The 21010-nt window shown below is 37.7% G+C and carries 18 protein-coding genes; 12 read left to right on the forward strand and 6 right to left on the reverse strand.

Going from position 1 to position 21010, the window contains the following annotated elements; genetic code table 11:
* The first annotated feature begins 90 nt into the window (after positions 1-90).
* The 3 genes from gyrB to HXT60_RS06410 all read left to right on the forward strand — a co-directional run bounded on the left by gyrB (position 91) and on the right by HXT60_RS06410 (position 5359).
* Entirely contained in the window at positions 91-2166 is a 2076-nt protein-coding gene (gyrB, locus tag HXT60_RS06400; protein WP_004114024.1) for a DNA topoisomerase (ATP-hydrolyzing) subunit B, read from the forward strand.
* 69 nt (positions 2167-2235) lie between these two features.
* Positions 2236-4875, forward strand: a complete 2640-nt coding sequence (gene gyrA, locus HXT60_RS06405; RefSeq protein ID WP_004116461.1) for a DNA gyrase subunit A — start codon at positions 2236-2238, stop codon at positions 4873-4875.
* Positions 4868-5359, forward strand: coding sequence for a DUF3566 domain-containing protein (locus HXT60_RS06410; protein ID WP_020759666.1), 492 nt, complete (start codon positions 4868-4870; stop codon positions 5357-5359). Before gyrA ends, HXT60_RS06410 begins: the two co-directional genes overlap by 8 nt.
* A gap of 91 nt (positions 5360-5450) precedes the next feature.
* Here the strand turns inward: HXT60_RS06410 and mscL are convergent, their stop codons facing one another.
* Positions 5451-5858, reverse strand: coding sequence for a large conductance mechanosensitive channel protein MscL (mscL, locus tag HXT60_RS06415; RefSeq protein WP_421791064.1), 408 nt, complete (start codon positions 5856-5858; stop codon positions 5451-5453).
* A 13-nt stretch (positions 5859-5871) separates the two neighbouring features.
* A complete protein-coding gene (locus HXT60_RS06420; RefSeq protein WP_004114017.1) occupies positions 5872-6552 on the reverse strand; it encodes a phosphatase PAP2 family protein in 681 nt (226 codons plus the stop codon).
* 201 nt (positions 6553-6753) lie between these two features.
* On the opposite strand from HXT60_RS06420, the gene HXT60_RS06425 reads away from it, so the two are divergent.
* The 7 genes from HXT60_RS06425 to pknB are packed head-to-tail and all read left to right on the forward strand — an operon-like array spanning position 6754 to position 15611.
* A complete protein-coding gene (locus tag HXT60_RS06425; protein ID WP_004114015.1) occupies positions 6754-7446 on the forward strand; it encodes an FhaA domain-containing protein in 693 nt (230 codons plus the stop codon).
* A gap of 33 nt (positions 7447-7479) precedes the next feature.
* Positions 7480-8004 (forward strand): FHA domain-containing protein FhaB/FipA, encoded by a 525-nt coding sequence (locus tag HXT60_RS06430; protein ID WP_009994535.1) that lies wholly within the window; start codon positions 7480-7482, stop codon positions 8002-8004.
* Positions 8005-8008: 4 nt separating this feature from the next.
* Positions 8009-9688: a PP2C family protein-serine/threonine phosphatase gene (locus HXT60_RS06435; RefSeq protein WP_421791066.1), complete on the forward strand. Its 1680-nt coding sequence runs from the start codon at positions 8009-8011 to the stop codon at positions 9686-9688.
* A complete protein-coding gene (locus tag HXT60_RS06440) occupies positions 9685-11109 on the forward strand; it encodes an FtsW/RodA/SpoVE family cell cycle protein (protein WP_016827129.1) in 1425 nt (474 codons plus the stop codon). Before HXT60_RS06435 ends, HXT60_RS06440 begins: the two co-directional genes overlap by 4 nt.
* Complete coding sequence (locus HXT60_RS06445) at positions 11102-12568, forward strand: peptidoglycan D,D-transpeptidase FtsI family protein (RefSeq protein WP_004573601.1); 1467 nt, start codon at positions 11102-11104, stop codon at positions 12566-12568. Before HXT60_RS06440 ends, HXT60_RS06445 begins: the two co-directional genes overlap by 8 nt.
* Positions 12565-13530 (forward strand): serine/threonine-protein kinase, encoded by a 966-nt coding sequence (locus HXT60_RS06450; RefSeq protein ID WP_004114005.1) that lies wholly within the window; start codon positions 12565-12567, stop codon positions 13528-13530. The genes HXT60_RS06445 and HXT60_RS06450 overlap by 4 nt, the downstream gene beginning before the upstream one ends.
* Entirely contained in the window at positions 13527-15611 is a 2085-nt protein-coding gene (gene pknB / locus HXT60_RS06455) for a Stk1 family PASTA domain-containing Ser/Thr kinase (RefSeq protein ID WP_004114004.1), read from the forward strand. The genes HXT60_RS06450 and pknB overlap by 4 nt, the downstream gene beginning before the upstream one ends.
* Positions 15612-15844: 233 nt before the next feature.
* On the opposite strand, the gene HXT60_RS06460 is transcribed toward pknB, so the two are convergent.
* Positions 15845-16960 carry a class E sortase gene (locus HXT60_RS06460; RefSeq protein ID WP_004114002.1) on the reverse strand — a complete coding sequence of 372 codons (1116 nt, stop codon included), beginning with the start codon at positions 16958-16960 and terminating at the stop codon, positions 15845-15847.
* A gap of 9 nt (positions 16961-16969) precedes the next feature.
* Entirely contained in the window at positions 16970-17767 is a 798-nt protein-coding gene (locus HXT60_RS06465; protein WP_004113998.1) for a DUF881 domain-containing protein, read from the reverse strand.
* 76 nt (positions 17768-17843) lie between these two features.
* Between HXT60_RS06465 and crgA the strand changes: the two genes are divergently transcribed.
* On the forward strand, positions 17844-18245 hold the full coding sequence (crgA, locus tag HXT60_RS06470; protein ID WP_004113997.1) for a cell division protein CrgA: 402 nt from the start codon (positions 17844-17846) through the stop codon (positions 18243-18245).
* A 63-nt stretch (positions 18246-18308) separates the two neighbouring features.
* Here the strand turns inward: crgA and HXT60_RS06475 are convergent, their stop codons facing one another.
* Positions 18309-19616, reverse strand: coding sequence for a THUMP-like domain-containing protein (locus tag HXT60_RS06475; protein ID WP_048730949.1), 1308 nt, complete (start codon positions 19614-19616; stop codon positions 18309-18311).
* A gap of 213 nt (positions 19617-19829) precedes the next feature.
* Entirely contained in the window at positions 19830-20531 is a 702-nt protein-coding gene (locus HXT60_RS06480) for a rhomboid family intramembrane serine protease (RefSeq protein WP_004116470.1), read from the reverse strand.
* 170 nt (positions 20532-20701) lie between these two features.
* Here HXT60_RS06480 and HXT60_RS06485 point away from each other — a divergent pair, with 170 nt between their 5' ends.
* Positions 20702-20914 (forward strand): hypothetical protein, encoded by a 213-nt coding sequence (locus tag HXT60_RS06485; RefSeq protein WP_004113993.1) that lies wholly within the window; start codon positions 20702-20704, stop codon positions 20912-20914.
* The last annotated feature ends 96 nt before the right edge of the window (positions 20915-21010 follow it).

Consider the following 21010-nt stretch of genomic DNA (forward strand, 5'->3'; position numbering starts at 1 on the left):
AATCGCTAGAAACCCCTTTTTTGTGCTTTCTAGCGTGTATCGACCTCGTAAATGCCTCTTGGCATGAGGTAATACGGGAAGGGATCTAAAGTGTTAAACACTGAAGATAATTCAATGGAAAATTCTGTTGAAGAACATAAACTCGATGACGCTCAGCTTGATGATTCACTTTCTCCTGAACATTATGATGCTAGCGATCTTCGCGTTCTTGAAGGATTAGAAGCAGTTCGAATCAGACCAGGTATGTACATTGGTTCAACTGGTCCAAGAGGCTTACACCACCTTGTATACGAGATTGTAGATAATTCGGTTGATGAGGCTTTGGCTGGTTATGCTTCTCACATTGAAGTGACAATATTGCCAGACAATGCAATAAAAGTTGTAGATGATGGTAGAGGCATTCCAGTTGACGAAGTACCAGGAGAAGGCGTTTCTGGTGTTGAAACGGTTATGACTAAGCTTCATGCTGGTGGAAAGTTTGGCGGCGGCGGATACGCCGTTTCTGGTGGTTTGCATGGCGTTGGTATATCCGTTGTTAACGCACTTTCTACACGCGTAGAAATTGAAGTTCGTCGTCAAGGGTTCCATTGGACTCAAACGTATGTAGATCAGCATCCAACAGCACCATTGGAAAAAGGAAAGCCAATGGAAGAAGGTGAATCTACTGGTACATCCGTAACATTCTGGCCAGATGGTGCTATTTTTGAAACAACTACATACGATTTTGAAACTTTGCGATCTAGATTCCAGCAGATGGCTTTCTTAAACAAAGGATTGAAGATCTCTTTAACTGATTTGCGCAAGCCTGATGAAGCAGGGGACGAAGTCACAGGAGAAAATGAATCAACTAGTGAAGAAAAGCATCAAAGCGTTAGCTACAAGTATGATCACGGAATCAAAGATTACGTTGACTATTTGGTTAAATCTCGAAAAGCTGTTCCTGTAGAGCCAGATGTTATTGATTTTGAGGCGGAAGATCTTGAAATTGGTATTTCTGCCGAAATTGCTATGCAATGGACTGTTGCATATTCGGAAGCAGTTCACACTTTTGCTAACACTATTTCAACTACTGAAGGTGGTACTCACGAAGAAGGATTCCGAGCTGCACTTACATCTCTTGTAAATCGTTATGCTCGAGAAAAGAATATCTTAAAAGAAAAAGATACTAATCTTTCTGGTGACGATGTTCGAGAAGGATTAACAGCAGTTGTTTCAGTAAAGCTTACAACTCCACAGTTTGAAGGTCAGACTAAAACCAAGCTTGGCAATTCTGAAGCTAAAACCTTTGTTCAGCGAGTAATGACTGAAAAGCTTGGAGATTGGTTCGACGCTCATCCAAGTGAAGCAAAGAACATTATTCAAAAAGCAATTGAAGCTTCTCGTGCACGTATTGCAGCTAAGAAAGCTCGCGAAAATACGCGTAGAAAGTCAATCTTTGAAACTGCTGGAATGCCAGATAAATTGAAGGATTGCCAGTCTAATAATCCAGAAGAATGCGAGCTGTTTATAGTTGAGGGTGATTCCGCAGGTGGCTCCGCAATTCAAGGACGAGATCCTATTACTCAAGCGATTTTGCCTTTGCGCGGTAAGATTTTGAATACTGAGCGCGCTTCAATTGATCGAATGATGAAGTCGGAAACTATTGAATCCTTAATAACTGCTGTTGGAGGCGGTTATGGTGAAGACTTCGATTTAAGTAAGGTTCGATATCACAAAGTCATTATTATGGCTGATGCTGATGTTGACGGCGCTCATATTGCTACATTGAATTTAACACTGTTCTTCCGCTATATGCGTCCAATGATTACAGCAGGATACGTTTATGTTGCTATGCCGCCTCTTTACCGTTTGAAGTGGAGCAAGGGAGCACATGACTTTGTTTATACCGATGCTGAGCGTGATCGAGTTCTTGCAGAAGGTAAAGCTGCAGGCAGACAACTTCCTAAAGGCGAAGGTATTCAGCGATACAAGGGCTTGGGTGAGATGAGCTATCAGGAGCTGTGGGAAACAACGATGGACCCTGAACACAGAATCTTAAAGCAAATTCATATTGAAGATGCTGCTCGAGCTGATGAGACATTCTCAATGCTTATGGGAGACGAAGTGGAACCTCGTAGGCTCTTTATTCAACGTAATGCTCATGATGCAAGATTTATTGATGCTTAAAAATAGTTAATAAATCAACGTAAAAATAAAGCAAAATAAACTTTAAAATATAAATAAGAAGGAATAGCAGTGGTAGACGAAATAAACGCCGCTAATGATGGTGAATATAGAGATCAGTTGCCTGATGGGTCTATGGAACCACAAAGTCCGCAAGAATCAGATAATACTGATTACGGCTTAATGAAAGGTGCTCGCGTAAAGCACATGGATTTGCAGCAGGAAATGCGCGAATCATATCTTGCTTATGCACTTTCTGTTATTGTTGAGCGCGCTTTACCAGATGTTCGAGATGGCTTAAAACCAGTGCATCGTCGTGTTATTTACGCTATGTATGATGGCGGCTATAGGCCAGATAGAGGGTACAACAAGTGCTCTCGCGTTGTTGGCGACGTTATGGGTAAGTATCATCCTCATGGTGATTCTGCTATCTATGACACTTTGGTTCGTATGGCTCAATCTTGGTCAATGAGATACATGCTTGTTGATGGTCAAGGAAACTTTGGTTCCCCAGGTGATGATCCTGCAGCAGCAATGCGTTATACGGAATGCCGTATGGCGCCTCTTGCTATGGAAATGGTTCGAGATATTGACAAAGATACTGTTGATTTCTTGCCAAACTACGATGGTAAAACTCAAGAACCAACAGTTTTGCCAGCTCGTTTCCCGAATCTTTTAGTTAATGGTTCTGCTGGTATTGCTGTTGGTATGGCAACAAATATTCCGCCTCATAATATGCGTGAGGTTGCAGATGGCGTACATTGGGCATTAGATCACCCAGCTGCTAGCAATTCCGAACTTCTTGAAGCTTTAATTCAGAGAATTAAAGGACCTGATTTCCCTACTGGAGCAACGATCTTAGGTCACAAGGGAATTGAGCAAGCTTACCGTACAGGCCGCGGATTAATTACAATGCGAGCAGTAGTTAATACCGAGGAAATTAAGGGACGTATGTGCTTGGTTGTCACCGAGCTTCCATACCAAGTTAATCCTGATCGCTTAGCTGCTTCTATTAGGGAAGCTGTGCGAGATGGAAAGATTCAAGGCATTGCAGATATGCGCGATGAAACGTCTGGCCGTACTGGTCAGCGTTTAGTGCTTGTTCTTAAGCGAGATGCTGTTCCAAAAGTTGTTTTGAACAACTTGTATAAGCATTCGCAGCTTCAGCAAACTTTCGGCGCTAACATGCTTGCTTTGGTTGATGGTGTGCCGCGCACTTTGAGTTTAGACGCGTTTATTCGTCATTGGGTAAGTCATCAGCTTGAAGTTATTGATAGGCGTACACGCTACTTAAAGCGTGAGGCAGAAGAGCGAGATCATATTTTGCAAGGCTATTTGAAAGCTTTGGATATGATCGATGAAGTTGTGGCTTTAATTAGATCTTCTAAAGATGTTGATTCTGCTCGTACTGGTTTGATGAATTTGCTTGATGTTGATGATGTTCAAGCAGATGCTATTCTTGCAATGCAACTTCGTAGACTTGCAGCTTTGGAACGTCAAAAGATTCTTGACGAGCATGAAGAATTAATGCGCAAGATTGAAGATTACAACGATATTCTTGCAAGCCCAGAGCGCCAGCGCAAAATTGTTGGCGATGAGCTTGATGAAATTGTTGCTAAGTATGGTGATGAGCGTAGAACTAAGATTCTTCCATTCTCGGGAGAAATGAATGTTGAAGATCTTATTGCCGAAGAAAATGTTGTTGTTACAGTAACTCGTGCAGGCTATATTAAGCGCACAAAAGCAGACGAGTATCGTGCTCAGCACCGCGGAGGCAAAGGCATTAAGGGTGCAAAGCTTCGTGAAGATGATGTTGTAGATCACTTCTTCTTAACTTCTACACACAATTGGTTGTTGTTCTTTACTAATCGCGGACGCGTTTATCGCATTAAAGCATATGAGCTTCCAGAAGGATCAAGAGATTCTAAAGGACAGCATGTTGCTAATTTGCTTCAATTTACTCCTGGAGAAACAATTCAAGCAGTGTTATCAATTCCAAATTATGATGTAGCGAAGTATTTGGTTTTGGCAACTCGTTCTGGAAAAGTTAAGAAAACTGCTTTACAAGAATATGATTCTCCACGTCAAGGTGGTTTGATTGCTGTTCGACTAATGACTAATGAAGAAACAGGCGAACCTGCTGATGAGTTGATTGGTGCAGCTTTGTGCAATTCAGAAGATGACATTATTCTTGTTTCTAAGCTTGGAATGAGCTTGAAGTTTAGAGCAGATGATGAGCAACTTCGACCAATGGGCCGCCAAACTGCAGGCGTTCAAGGCATGCGATTTAGAGAAGGCGACGAATTACTTGATATGGATGTTGTATCTGTAGAAACAAGTAAAGATCTTCTCGTTGTTACTAATGAAGGTTTTGCTAAGAGAACCGCTATTGAAGAGTATCGTTTGCAAGGAAGAAACGGATACGGTGTTAAAGCTGTTCAACTTGCAGAAGGTCGCGGTTCTTTGGTTGGTGCCTTGATCGTTGAAGAAACAGATCAAGTAATGGCAATTATGAAGTCTGGTAAGGTAATTCGCTCTGATGTTAACGAAGTTAAGCGCACTGGTAGAACAACTCAGGGTGTGACTTTAGCTAAGCCAGATAAGGGTGACGAAATCATCTCTATAGCTCGTAATGAGGAAAGAGATGATGAAAGTGAAAATAAGAATGAAGAAGTAGAAGAAAATACTAGCAGAAGGAACTTAGATGAGTGAGGATTTTGAAACGTCCAATAGCAAAGTTAATGGCGAACCTAACACTAATTCTCCAAGAACAATTGGTGGAACAGCTAGTTTTGAATCTAATGGTTATACCAAGAGAAAAACTAGTCAGCCGCGTGCTAGAAGAATGAGTCTTTCCTTAGTTAGGGTAGATGCGTGGTCTGTTGCAAAAGTTACTTTTCTTCTTAGCGTAGCTGGAGGAATAATTCAAGTAATTGCAGCAGGATTAGTTTGGCTATTTCTAAACATGGTTGGTGTTTTTGATCAAGTAACTCAGATTGTTTCATCAACAGGTTTGAATAGCAACGGTTTTAATCTTGCTGATGTATTCTCTCTTCCAACAATTTTAAGTGCTGTAACAATTCTTTCTGTTGTGGAAATAGTTATTTTAACACTACTTTCTGCAATTGGTGCTTTGCTATATAACGTTGTTGGTTCATTAGTTGGTGGAATCCATCTAACTCTTGGCGATGATTAAAATAAGTGAGTTAAAATAAAATAATCAAAAATTCCCCCGTTAATCTTATTTAGACTAGCGGGGGAATTTTTAAATTAAAATCAAAGCATTTTTACTTAGAAACAGAATCTCTAATATCTTCCAATACTTTAATCATTTTTTCTTCACGTTCCTTGCGTTTTTCTTCATCTGTTTTTTCTTTTTCAATATTTAAGAAATTAACACCCATTTCTCTCAATTTATTAATAGGCAAAACTATGAAAAAGTAAACAGCTACAGCAATAATAAGGAAATTTAATACAGATCCAATAACAGCACCAAACGAAATAGTTGCACCATTTATTGTTATTGTTAGAACACCATTTAAATCTGGTTTTCCAAAAATTATTGCTATAAGAGGATTAATAATATTTTTAACTATTGAATTAACAACTGCTGTAACAGCACCGCCCATAACAACACCGACTGCCATGTCGATAACGCTGCCACGAGCAATAAATTTTTTAAAACCATTAAACATTGTTTATTTACCTTTATCTTTTTAATATTTTTCTATTAATAAAACTACTGTTTTTAAAGAAATCAAGATTATACATAACTAATATTGGATACATTATTGCAGAAGTTATAACGTCAGTAGGGAAGTGAGCTGCAACAACAAGCCTAGAAAGAGCCACTATTACAACAACAACAATGCTTATTATCAAGCCAAGTTTTAACAATGATTTATTAGATACATAAAGAATCATAAGAATCATAGCGCAAATCGCAACAGCTGCTGCAGTATGACCACTTGGAAAACTTGGATCTGGTGGAAGTTTAACCTTTACTCCAATAAAAGGCCTAGGTCTATGAACTATGAATTTAATTGCAAAAATATAAACCATAGGCAAAAGAGAAATAACAAGTTGTGTAAGAGTTATACGCCAATTTCTTTTAATAAAGTAAGAAATAATAGATAAAACAAGAAGTATGACTATGCAACATTTTGTAGAAAAAATTATTGCGAGAATCTTTGAAATAGACATTATGAAAGATGGGGAATAATTGTGGAAAAATGCAACTATGCCTGTTTCTAAAGATCTTTCCTCACTCATAACAAGCACCCCTTTACCAATGCAAGGGATTAAAATGGCAAGAAGTAAAACAATAGAAGACTTTTTATTATCTACTATTTTTTGCCAAAAGTCATAAAACTGATTTTTTTGATTCATAGTTAAAGATTACACTTAGAAATATATATGATAAATATGTATTATGAGTATGCGTGTTTATTTATTTAAATGGATGATTTGATGGATGATTTTGTAATATAAAAGAATATTGATTAAAACAAGTATTAATATACGAATGTAATAAGTTGAACACCGTACGAGGTGACGAGTAATATGAGGAAAAGATAGAAAGGGTTTACAATGAGCATGCTTGACCGACTTGAGAAGAGCGTTGAAGGTGCAATGAACGGGGTCTTCGCAAAATTCGGCTCTAAAGACTTGCAGCCTGTTGATCTTTCCAGTGCATTAGAGCGAGAGATTGATAATCAATCTATGCCAATTGATCGCGATCGTACAGTTGCTCCGAATGAATATCATTTTAAACTTAGTACGCCAGATTTTGATCAGCTTGGTAGTGAAGCTTTAGCTAACGAGCTTGCAGATAATCTTACACAATATGCAAAAAGCCAGCATTATGCATTTGTTGGGCCTGTTGCAGTTATTTTTGAAGAAGACACAGATCTTGCTAAAGGTAATTTCAATTTGATTTCTGACTCTGTTCCAGGAAATGCTGTTCCTGTAACAACTCAAGAGCAGTCAGAAAATCATCCAATGCTTGAAATTAATGGAAATAGATATTTGTTAACAAAGGATCGCACTATATTAGGCAGAGGATCTGGCTGCGATATTGTTATTGACGATCCTGGTATTTCTCGTCGACATCTTGGAATAGATATTACGCCTGATGGTGTTATTGCTAGAGATCTTGGTTCTACTAATGGAACTTATGTTGAAGGACATCAAACTCCAGCAGCAACACTTTTAGATGGAAATACTATAACTATCGGACGTACTCGTATTTTCTATTGGGCTTCATCACAAGATCAGGAGTAATAGACGAATATATAAAGAGATACGAGTACGCGCATGATATTAACCGAGTTAACTTTTGCTATACTTAAGTACAGTTTCTTAGTACTTTTGTGGGTATTCGTGTGGTTTGCTGTTCGTTCTCTTCGTAGAGATATTGAGATTTTTAGTCCTAAAAAGTCTCGTTCTTTTAAGACTAAGTATCGTCGTAAGCCAAATAATTCAAGTAGTGAAAATAATCAAAATAATATAGTTTCTAGGAATGAAGAATCTAATAAACTTTCAGAAAATCCTACTTTACTTGTTATTATTGATGGTCCTTTGGCTGGTTCATCCTTCCCTCTTGAACCATCTGGTGTAACTCTTGGAAGATCTGCAAACAATACTGTAGTTTTAAATGACGAATTTGTATCGTCTCATCATGCTCGTGTTTACTTTAATCAATCTGTAAAATCTTGGGTACTCGAAGATTTGGGCAGTACTAATGGAACTATGATTGGTCATAATAGAGTTAATGAACCAGTCGTTTTGCAACCACGCACTTCTGTGCGAATTGGCGCAACAATGTTTGAATTGAGGTGATTATATGACACAATTAGATTCAGACATTGATAGTAGAAATTCCGATACTGTATATAATTCTTTAAATAATAAAAACACTAATCAAGATAAAGAAAATAATTTTAATAAAGCTTCATTTATTGATAAAGCGTTGTTTATGTATTCCACGGCTGTTAGTGATGTTGGTACAGTTCGTAGTAATAATCAAGACTCAGCGTTCGCAGGAGAGCGTTTAGCATCTATTTGTGACGGTATGGGTGGTCATGCTGGTGGAGATACAGCGTCCACTATTGCAATAAGATCTTTAGCTCATATTGAGCAGGATTCAAGACCAAATAATGTAAAAGTTGTTTCTTCTATGATGGAAACATCAATCATGGCAGCTCACGACGCGATTGTTGGAAAAGCAAAGCGTGAAAGACGACTTGCTGGCATGGGAACGACAGTAACAGCTGTTTCTTTAGTAAACGGATACTGGGTTCTTGCACATTTAGGTGATTCTAGAGCCTACTTGTTGCGAGATAATCATCTTATAAGAATGACTTGTGACCATAGTTATGTTCAACATTTAATTGATACTGGTCATATTACTCCAGAAGAAGCAAGAAATCATCCACAACGCAATGTTGTTATGCGAGTATTGGGTGATTTTGATATTGATCCACGCCCAGATATGGCAATTCGATTAGCTCATCCTTCAGATCGCTGGTTGCTTTGTTCAGATGGAGTATGTGGAGTATTAGAAGATTCCACTATTCAAGAAGTTATGAGCAGTGTATCTAATCAAGAAGAATGTGCTCAAAAACTTGTTTCAATGGCTCTTAAAGCTGGAAGTACAGATAATGCCACAGCTGTTATTGCAGATGCGACTTTGGCACTAGACGCAGATGCTTTTGATTTACCTCACCAAACACCATTGATTGGCGGTGCTGCAAGTAAGGATTTGGAATCGATAGCAGATATTGTTAATAAGGCAGTATCTTCCACACCCGTGTTGAGAGAAGGTAAAAATTCACCTGCTCAAAGAGCCGCTGCTCTTATACAAGATGGTGAAAAGTCGAGTGAAAAAGATGTTGAAAAAGTTGAAACAACTCGTTTAGTTCAGCCTTCTCACTTAAGAAATGAAGAAGAACTTAGGTCTACAGATACAAATGAGATTCCTATTGTAAAAAAGAAGAATGGAAGAATCTCAACTGATCCTAGAGATCCAGATGTTGCTAGAGCTGTAAAAAGAGAACAAGCTGAAGCGCATAAAGCAAATAAGATTAGAAAAAGATGGATGAGAATAGGAGTTGCTTTCGCAATACTTGTAGTATGCGCTATTGCTGCTTCTGGAGCATATCTTGTATATTCGTGGACTCAAAAGCAGTATTACATTGGTAAAGGTAACGATAGAGTAGTTATTTACCAAGGTGTTCCTACAAATATTTTTGGTTTAGAACTTTCTCATCAGATCGAAGAAACAGATATTAGAGTAAAAAAACTAGATAAATCTTGGCAAGATCAGCTCGATGAAGGAATAAGTTTTAGCAGTCTTAAAGAAGCTAGAGGACACGCAAAATTAATAAGACGTGAAATGCGTGCTAGAGAAATTGAAAAACACAGTAATAAACAAAAAAGTACTAAATCTAGTTTAGACGATAAAGATGGCAATAATAGTGGAGTTGTAAATTCAGACTCTGGTTCAGGGGGTAAAACCTCATGAATATGTTGAGTATTAGAATTAAACAAATTTCTCTACTTCTGTTTTCCATAATTATATCTTCATTAGCATTTTTGCAGATGTTTTTGAGGATTAATGGATATATTCCAGCAGATTATATTGGAATGCTTACTTTTACAACAGCCTTATACTTGGTTCTATGGGGAGTTTTAATAGTAAAAAAACCTTATTGTAGTCAAGTTATATTGCCATGTATGCTTCTGCTTACAACTATCGGCACAGTAATGATTGCTAGGATAGATAAACAGCACAATACAGATATTGCTATGAAACAGCTTATATGGGTTTGTGTTGCTCTTGTTTTGTCAATAATTTTTGTGCTTGTTCTTGAAGATTACAGAATACTTAGACGCTTCTCGTACGTAAGTATGATAATAGGTCTTATATTGTTACTATCTCCAATGCTTCCTATAGTTGGTAAGGAAATTGGCGGAGCAAGAATATGGATTGGTTTTGGTAACCACACTCTTCAACCTGGAGAATTTGCAAAGTTATTCTTAGCATTCTTCTTTGCAGCATATTTGTTTGACCATAGAGACAGGCTTGCTGTTGGCGGAAAAAAGATTTTAGGCGTGCATCTTCCGCGATTTAAAGACATGGGTCCTATTGCACTTGTTTGGGCTGCATCAATGTGCGTTCTTGTTGTACAACATGATTTAGGAACATCTTTAATGTTCTTCGCAATGTTTGTTTCTATGTTGTATGTTGCTACAGGCAGAAAAGGTTGGCTTGCAATTGGATTTATAGCATTCATGATTGGATGCTTTGTAGCTGTTAAATTATTTGCTCACGTGCAGTATAGAGTAGATGCTTGGCTTAATCCGTATGATCCAGTTATTTACAATAGATTCCCAGGTGGTTCTGCTCAGATTGTTACAGGATTATTTGGATTGGCAGCTGGTGGTGTTACAGGAACAGGATTAGGGCAAGGTCACCCATCTTTGACACCTCTTGCTAATTCTGATTTTATTTACGCTTCAGTGGGTGAAGAATTAGGATTGACTGGGTTGTTCATAGTATTAATGCTTTACTTGATTATTATTGCTTCTGGTATGATAACGGCAATGAAAATCAAGGATGGTTTTGGAAAACTCCTTGCATCTGGTTTAGTTTTTACAATGGCTTTCCAAGTTTTTACTGTTGTTGGAGGTATTACTCTTGTAATTCCTTTAACTGGTTTAACAATGCCATATATGGCTGCTGGAGGATCATCATTAGTGGCAAATTATTTGCTTGCTGCTATTTTGATTGTTATCTCTAATGCTGCAAATAAGCCTGAAACTGCTGTTATGTCTGATACTTTCCAATACGAAGCTTTAGCTGCATTAAGAGAACGAGAACTTAGGGAGAGAGAAAATAAAGCCTCTGATCTTAAAGAAGATGGAGGTGAAAGTTATGAATAAATGTTTAAAAGAGCTTTTTACTGCAGTAATAATATTATTCGTAATACTTTGTGTTTCTAGTACTTATATAACTTCTATAAAAGCAAACGAGTTAAATTCAGATCCTAGAAATAGACGAGCACTATACCATGAATTTGGGTCTCCTAGAGGAGCAATACTTGCGTCTGATGGAACAGTATTAGCAAAATCTGATCCATCTAAAGATGCTTTTGTTTATCAGCGCTCATATTTCAATGGTGAAGTTTATGCTCCGATTACAGGATATTATTCAATAAGTCAAAGAGCTGATAGAGGAATAGAAGCGTCAAGGAATGAGCTTTTAAGTGGACAGTCAGATGCTTTATTCCTTCAAAAGTTTAAGTCATTGTTTACTGGAGCAGAAAATAGGGGTGCTTCAATAGAAACATCTATTAACACTAAGCTTCAGACTCTTGCATATAATCTACTAAAAAATAAAGAAGGTGCTTTAGTTGCTATAGAGCCAAAAACTGGACGAATACTAGCAATGGTTAGCACTCCAAGTTACAATCCTTCCCTTCTTGCTTCTCACAATGTTTCTTCTGTAAATAGGTCTTACAAGGATCTTATATCTAATATTTATAATCCGATGCTTAATCGTTCCATTTCTGAACTATATGCACCAGGATCTACTTTAAAAACACTTATTGCTGCTGCAGCGTTAGAATCTGGAAAATATGATTTAAATACTCAGATTCCAGCTGGATCAAGCTACACTCTTCCTGGAACTCGAACACATTTAACAAATGTTGTTGTTCCCGCAAATGGAGTTAACGGACAAATATCATTTGAAGATGCTTTGGCTTATTCTTCAAATACTGCTTTTGCGCAGTTAGGAATATCGTTAGGGTCTGACGCAATAATAAAGCAAGCTAAGAAATTTGGATTCTTTAGCTCATTTACTTTAGATGGATCAGATTCAACTGGTTTCCCTATGAGAGTAGTAACATCATTACTTTCTACTAAACCATCTCAAGATAAATTAGCTCTAGAATCTATAGGTCAAGGAGATGCAAAGATTACTACGCTTCAAAATGCTATGATTGCGTCGGCTATAGCTAATAATGGAACTCTTATGAAACCAACTTTGGTTGATTGCGTAAGATCTAGTGATTTGTCTGTTATATCGCAAACAAGTCCTACTGTTATGAGCCAAGCTATTAGTGCACAGACAGCTGCAAAACTTAATAGTATGATGCAAAGTGTAGTAGTTAAAGAAAATTCAAATCTTTCTCTACCAAATATCCATGTTGCAGCAAAAACTGGAACAGCGCAGATTGGTGTAAAAAATCAGTCTGCAAATGGGTGGGTAATTGGATTTGCCCCAGCAGAAGACCCTAAAATAGCTATAGCAGTAGTAGTTCATAATGCGAACACATATGGAACTTATACTGCAGGACCTATTATGAAGCAGGTGATGAAGGAGGCTCTTAAGCAATGAAACTTGTTGAAGGACAGTTAGTTCATCATCGATATAGGTTAGATAGACGTCTTGCACAAGGCGGTATGGGCGAAGTATGGAAAGGTTTTGACATACAGCTTGGCAGAATTGTAGCAATTAAAGCTCTTAGAACAGACACTAACAATGTTGAAGCTAAATTGCGTAGACTTCGCGCAGAAGCACATAATTCAGCCAATTTAGCGCATCCTAATATTGCGGCATTATTTGATTATTATGAGCATGATGGTATTGGCTTCCTGATTATGGAGTATGTGCCTAGTAAATCTTTAGCAGATTTGTATCATAAAGAAAAAACTGTGGAACCAACTCGTTTGCTTCCTATTCTTATTCAAACAGCTAGAGGTCTTTTTGTAGCTCATTCTCATGGTGTTATACACAGAGACGTTAAACCAGCAAACATTATGGTTTCTGATACTGGAAGTGTAAAAATAACAGATTTTGGTGTTTCTTATTCTAGTGATCAAGAACAAATAACTCAGGATGGAATGGTAGTAGGAACGGCTCAATATATTTCTCCAGAACAAGCTCAAGGAGAACAAGCTACTGCTCAATCTGACATATATTCTCTCGGAGTTGTTGCTTACGAAGGACTTTGTGGACACAGACCATTTACTGGAGCTACGCCTGTAGATATTGCAGCAGCTCATGTTAACGATCCTGTTCCACCTCTTCCAGATAGTGTTGATATCCAATTAAGACAGTTTGTAATGTCAATGCTTTCTAAAAATCCAAAAGACAGACCTAAAGATGCTCTAGTAGTGTCAAAAGTTCTTTCAAAAATAGAAAGAAGACTTTTAGATCAACAAACAGCATTTAATAATAAAAACTCAATACCTTCTTCCGCTGTTCAGCGTCCTGCTCGTAGCGTGAGAAGTGTTCCAAAAACTCAAGTGAATATTATTAACATTTTAAACAATAACAACCGCAAGGAGCAGCAATGAGTAACACAATGCCTACCTCATTAGCGAATGGACGGTATCAATTAGGTGAATTAATTGGTCGTGGCGGAATGGCCGAGGTGAGAATCGCAGAAGATAAACGTCTTGGTCGTACTGTTGCGGTTAAAATTATGCGTTCTGATCTGGCAAATGATGAGATTTTCTTATCTAGATTCCGCAGAGAGGCACATTCAATTGCTCAGATGAACAATCCTAACATAGTTAATATTTATGATTCTGGAGAAGAATCTGTAGAAGATGACAATGGTGTAGAAGAGCATCTGCCATATCTTGTTATGGAATATGTTAAGGGTAAAACTTTACGCGATATTCTTAAAATGAATGGTGCTTTGAGTCAAAGAGACTCTGAGCAGGTTATGCTCGGAGTTCTTAATGCTCTTGAGTATTCGCACAGAATGGGTGTGATTCATAGGGATATTAAGCCTGGAAATATTATGATTTCCGAGCAGGGCATTGTTAAAGTTATGGATTTTGGAATCGCTAGGGCATTGGACGATTCTGCAACAACAATGACACAATCACAGGGTGTGGTTGGAACTGCTCAATACTTGTCTCCTGAACAGGCTCGTGGAGAACAAGTAGATATGAGATCTGACTTATATTCTGCTGGCTGTGTTTTATATGAGATGCTAACTGGTAGACCTCCTTTTACAGGTGATTCAGCTGTTGCAATTGCGTATCAGCATGTGTCTGAGGTTGCAACGCCATTAAGTACGCTTGTTCCTGGTCTTCCTGTTATGTGGGATAAGATTTGTGCCAAAGCAATGGCGAAGGACCGTCAGAATAGGTATGCAACTGCCGCAGAATTTAAAAATGACATATTGGCTTTTATGAATGGTGGTGTTCCTGTTGCTGCAGCATTTAATCCTCTGACGGATTTGGCTAATATGCGTGCTAGAAAGCAGGCTGAGCAGAATGCTGCAACACAAGCAATGAACAATGCTGATACCGCATCAACTCAAAGCTTTGGTGCTATTACAGGTCAATTTGAGCCTTATACTCAAAATACTGGTTATAACACTAGAGCAGCGCAGCTTGCAGCTAATAGAGCAAAAAGAAGCAAGAGAATTGTTATTACTTCCGTTATATCTGCTGTAGTTTGCGCAATTATTGTTGCTGGAATTTTATTTGTTTTGAATCGCAGTAAACTTGCTGGAGAAGTTGTAGTTCCTACATTTACAGAAACAACAACGCAGGATGCCGCTCGCGAAAAGTTGCGAGCTCTTGGTCTTATCCCAGATATTTTGGAAGATGATAAATCTTCTCAACCAGAAGGAACTTTTACAAAACAGCTTCCTAAAGGTGGAGCTAAAGTTTCTTCAGGATCTAGAGTAAGCGTATGGTTCTCTGTAGGTCCACAGTCTACTAAGATTCCAGATGTTACTGGTAAATCGCAAGATGTAGCACGTAAAGCTCTTGAACGTGCTGGATTTAAGATATCTAATGTTCGTGTAGAAGATAGCACGGAAGTTAAGAAGAATCATGTTACTCGTACAGATCCTTCTGCAGATTCGTTTGCAGACAAGGGGTCTATGGTTACCTTATACATTTCTTCTGGTCTTACAAAGATCCCTGATGGTTTAGTTGGACAATCTAAGGATGTTGTAACAAGCGAATTGCAAAATCTTGGTTTTACTGTAAATGTTGTTGAGGAAGAATCTGATACTGCATCTGAAGGAACTGTGACCAAGATGAACCCATCTTCTGGTGCTGCAGTAAAGCCTCATAGCTCTGTAACAGTATATGTTTCTAAAGGAAAGCCTAAAGTTGAAGTTCCTCGTTTGGCTGTTGGCACTGTAACTTTCAAGCAGGCTAAACAAGTATTGGAAGCAAAAGGCTTTAAGGTTGTTGCATCTGATGCATCAGCTAAAGATGATGACATAGTTACTGGAATGTCTGAAAAAGAAGGAGCAAAGATTGACAAAGGTTCAACAATCACTTTGACTGTGAAATCTGCTACTCCTTCATCGGACCTTACAAAGCCAGGTACGGGATTAGATTTGAATAAACCTTCTACTGAAGCCCCATCTACATCTACTACAACAACAGATACAGGTTTGTAAAAAGCAAAGCATAAAGCCAGTAAGTTTAATAAGCTTACTGGCTTTTTATATTAATTAAATGCATATGTTAATTAAGTGCATGCTTAATGTCCACGTGTTTTAGTTAGTTCTTGTACATAAACCAAAAGTAGATTATCTAATCTTATACGAAAAAATCAGGGTTAAGAAATCATCCTAACCCTGATTTTTATTATTTATTAATCTTATCTACTTACTTATTATCTACTTACCCTTTAGTAAGGCGTTGCTGTGTATGCAGACATTTCTCTTAAGAATGGTATATTTGCCGAAACAAACGGGTATACCCATTGCATAAGTATCATAATGCATATTAGGTAGATAATTAAGGAGAGAATTAATCTCACTGGAAGAATTCCAGGCTGTAGCCTCATGAGTCCGCCAAAGATGCTGAATTCAGGCTTTGGCTTTAGACCTGCTTTAATCTCGCGTCTTAATGGCCACTGCCATGCAATAGCTCCAGCAGCAAAGATAATCAAATAAACTATCAGCGCGCCAATCATAAGCGGAACAAGCGAATCGAGATGAGAGATCAAAGATTGTTGCTCGTTATTAACAAACTTAACTTTTCCGTTTTCATCTAAAGTAGAAAGCTCTTTTGGAATACCGTCAGAAACTTTAGCCCAATAGTCAAGCTCTCCAAAGCTAACAAAGCGGAACTTAGGTGTAGAGAACTTAGGTTCGCATGTAATAATGGTGATCATGCGTTTCTTTGGCTCTTTACTATGGTTTATTGGATCTGGGTCAAGAACCTCAACCTGTTCTGGTCTAACAATCTTGTGAGTAATGTATTTGTAAACGAACCAATAATCTTTAGTTCGAAGAATAATAGAATCTCCCTTTTGGAACCTATCAACATCCGCAAGAGGCTGACCATAACCATTGCGGTGACCAATAATTGTAATGTTTCCGATTTCTCCAGGCAACTCAGTTTTAGGATAATGACCTAATCCTCGACGATTAAGTATCTCCATATCTACACCTTCAATAACATTACGCTCCCATTGATCACCGAAGCGTGGAATATAGATTCGCGCTAGAAGATCTCCGTGTTTGACGCCCTGTAATTTAGGAGGATTGTCTACTTGAGGAAGAGCAATTTTTGTTTTAGGACCAGCAGCAGGGTTTGTCCAAGAAACAGATTGACGTGTTTCAACTTGTATATGTTCAGCTTGTGCACCCGTCCACCACATCTGCCAGACAATATACAGTGCACAAATAACAGCGAAAGAAATAAGAAGTTCTCCTACAACACCAACTGCTTGCCAGATAATACTGGTTTTGCCGTGTTTAGTTTCGCTACGTTCGTGCATATTGTTAGAACGCTTCATGTTACTCCTTTATTGCCTGTTGGAATGGTGTTGTGGCGAAATATTACTACTAATAAAATCGGCATCTTTTGGAACCGAAGCATATCGTAGCGGCTGTAAAAGTGCAGAAGATTCTGCGAATTTTAGATTACTCTTTTTTTCCACTTTCCATCCCAACCCAAAACCGCTGACATAGTCTTTATATGTTCGAATTGCTGGAGAGTCATCCAGCGCATCTACCATGTCTTCGATTGAGCCAATAGCAGATATTCTATACGGTGGCGAGTACTGATGACCTTGTAGCATAAGCACATTTCCGATACAAACAACAGCAGAATTGAATAGTATGCGTTGGTCTTGGATTGTTATTGCCTCTGCTCCGCCTCTCCAAAGGGCATTTACCACCGCTTCTATGTCTTGTTGGTGTATTACGTAGTCATTTATGTTTGCGGAGCTTCCAGACCCGTTTACGGCTGTTTTCCACAGTGGTGAATCGTTTAGTGTAACACTAATTCCAGGTCCCTGTATTGCTGGGAGTATTGTGCTAGCACCAGTATCGTCGGAAGAATCTGCATCATTTGTATTATTCGTTAAAGTTTTGTTTAGAAGATTTACCTGTGAATCTAGCTCTTTAACATCTTCTCTTAAGCTTTTTGCTCTTTGAGAATTTCTTTCTACCATCTGACCGGTGTCTGATGTAACAAACGCTGTACGATTAATACGCAAGTTAGTAATAAATAAATATCCTGTAAAAGAGATAGCTAATGCCACAGCAATGCTTCCTAACAGCGATTTTTTAGCGCTGTGTTTACCTGTTTGTCTAGCCATAGCATCCAGTCTTCTTATTGCGTTCGAGTGTAACTATTATTATAGCGTGTAGCCGATTGATTGGAGAGTTACTGTTATGGCTGACGAAGAATTAAACACATTGAATGCTGCTTCATCTGCCGATGCTGGCGAAGCAAAAGAATCTTCTAAAGAAGATTTGTATGGCGTGCCTATGGAGCAGGTTGAAGCTGTGCTGAATGCGACTGCGGACAAAGATTCTTTGTCTCCGCAGATACAGCGAATGATGAAGCGTCAAGAAGAAAATACTCGTAGAGTTGAAGAGTCAATTAAAGGAACAAAGGCTAATGCTGGTTGGTTTGTTCCGCTTTTCTGCACGCTTATGATTGTTGGTTTGTTCTGGGCGGTTGTTTACTACCTGAATCCTTCTCTACCAATTCCTGGAATTGGAGCATTTAATCTTTTGATTGCAGCATGCTTGGTTATGGCTGGATTCTTAATGACAATGTGCTGGAGATAAAAAGTTAATAGAACTTTTTAAATCTTGATTAATGGCTGCGTGCATGAGTGCGCAGCCATTAATTTATTTATTGTATATTATCTGTTTATCTGTTACTTGACTTGCTCTAATAATTACGTGCTGGTTTTTACTATCCGTAGTAGCCAGAATTCTAGTTGTACCACCATCTTTTAATTTAAGTTTTTTCTTCAAATCATTAACACTAATTGGAAAATTGTACGTGGCTATATTCGCGTACTCTAAGTCTGAAATAATTTGCTTGATTTCTTTTTTATTCATGCTGCAGACTCCTTCTATTTTCCAAATTTTTCCAGGAAAATCAGAGTTACAATTTTCTGAAATAAAAATGTGGCTGTTGCTTGCTATTTGATAAACACCATATTTTTGTACTAAGAGATTGAAGCATCCTGCTTTCATAATAGATGCGTTTGGCTCATAAACATATTTAGCTAAATTTCTCCAATTTTCCATAACATTTGTGACATTATTTGAAATCTCGTAAGATTCTTCAACCTTGTGTAAAGACGAATCATATTTTGCGCAAAAAACAGTAATATTTTCATTGTTAACGCAATGAATCTCAATAATGTTATGTAAATTTGCGTCCAATACTAAAAGTAATTCTTTGCATTCATTGTTGTGAGAAATTATGTGTACCTGACTAACGTTTCCGTTAAAATCACATATAGCTTTTCTCCAATCAAGCATTGGGGATAGTTTTATAATCACAAATTTTGAAGCATCTAGCATCTGTGACTTTAGGTTTATAACATTCGGAGTGCAATCTTCTATAGCGTATGTTCTGGATCCTTTTTGGTCGCGTCTTGCGGGATCAATGTAAATAATGGTAGCTGAATTTACGTTATTTAATACTTCAGAGCTTGTGCAATTTACGCAATGAACATTTTTTAATCCCATTACAATCATATTGTGCTGGCTAATAGCAGATAATTCTTCTTGTTTTTCTGCGCAAATAGATTCACTGAATTCTTTGCTCATTATTGCGCAATCTACGCCAAATCCGCCAGTTAAATCAATTAGTGTAGTGTTAGACTTGTTTAAGTTATTATCTTTTATAAGATTATGAACTATCTGCGCCTTATATTGTGCGGTTGCTTGCGATGAACATTGTTCCATCGAAATGTGAGATGGATATATTACTTGTTTATTCATATACCAATTAGGCAGTTTTGTTTTTGCAATCTGTTTTCCGCTTATTTGATTAACGGCAAATAAAACATTGATTTTGGGATTATTAGATGCTTTTAAAGCAGCATCTTTAGGGTTAGCAGCTTGATTTTCCTTAATAAAATCAAGTGTTTCTTGGCTTTGTGGATCTAGATGTTTTGGATGATTGAATTTAGATTGCATAATTTTATTTCTTATTAAGATTGGAGAAAATCACAATTTATAAAAAATGTGGATAACTTTTATGCACTTGTTAACAGGTTTTAAAAGACTGAGTTATCAACGTTTGTGTACAACATTGTGGATAACATGAGCAGATATTCCCATGTTATACCCAAGTTATCCACTTTTGTGTCCACAATTGTGGAGAACTACATACGTGTAATTTAAAGTTGATTAGCATATGCATAACATGCAAATAGATAGGAGCACAATAAGAATCAGTAAAGAATATATAGCAAAACGCTCATTAAAAGATGCTTTTTTAAGAATCGGATTATTAACTCCAAGCAAAGTAGCCAAAATTGTTCCAGTGATAAGACCACCAACATGAGCCTGCCAAGCAATATTTGGAATAATAATAGGCATAGCTAGAGTTAAAGCAATCCATATCAAAGTTCCTCGAGTATTTTCACCGAGTCTCCATTGAGCTACAAGAAGTGCCCCTATAAGCCCCATAATTGCACCTGATGCACCATAAGCCGACAAGAACCAGTTTCCCGTCATTCTGCAGTAAAGTAGGGTTGCAACGCATCCTCCTAGTCCTGAAATGGCATATAGGAAGAAGAACTTCCACCTGCCAAAGAATTTCTCTAATTCTATTCCGAGAGAATATAAGCAGAGCATGTTGAAAAATATGTGGCTAAATCCAGGAGAATGGACAAACATAGATGTAAACCAAGTCCAAATAGATTTTTTAATCAAAAATGGAGAAAATGCTGTATTCTCAATAAGTACTTGATACAAGTTTGGCGAAAAAGTATGAAGAATAATTTCAACAAGCCAAACAAACACACAAATATAAATGAGTGAATATGTAGCGCTTTTGCAATTAATCTTAAAACGCCTAATAATATTTTTTACATCAAAATTGTTCATAAAATAACATTATCTAATCGCATACACAAAGTTTAAATATTTGTAACCAATCTATATGATAAAAAAGATGCGAGTATTGAAAAAAATCACTATGATAGTGAGTACGCGAGTGAAACTCGATATAAATTGTTGACTTGGACGAGCAGGTCAGCTTGACGAAAGGAGCCATCATGGAGAACAGGTCCTCTGGCGGTTGGAAGTTCTTTGCACTGCTCTTTGGAGCACTGCTCGCAGGTATTGCAGCATTGTATGTATACAAGCAGCATAATCCTGATTATGATCCATGGGAGCAGCCATGGGAGAACAGCTCTTCACCAATCGATTTAGGTGCTGAAAAAACAGATAAGGAAGAATCTGAAGTAGCTAAGCCAGTTGAGGCTTAGATAGAATTAAAATTCTTATACTCAGATTTTTAGCTATATAAGGTGTGAAGTTCTGCACTTATAGTGCATAGTTTCACACCTTATTTTTTTTTTATT

The sequence above is a fragment of the Gardnerella sp. KA01002 genome (assembly GCF_049244015.1).
Lineage (GTDB): Bacteria > Actinomycetota > Actinomycetes > Actinomycetales > Bifidobacteriaceae > Bifidobacterium > Bifidobacterium vaginale.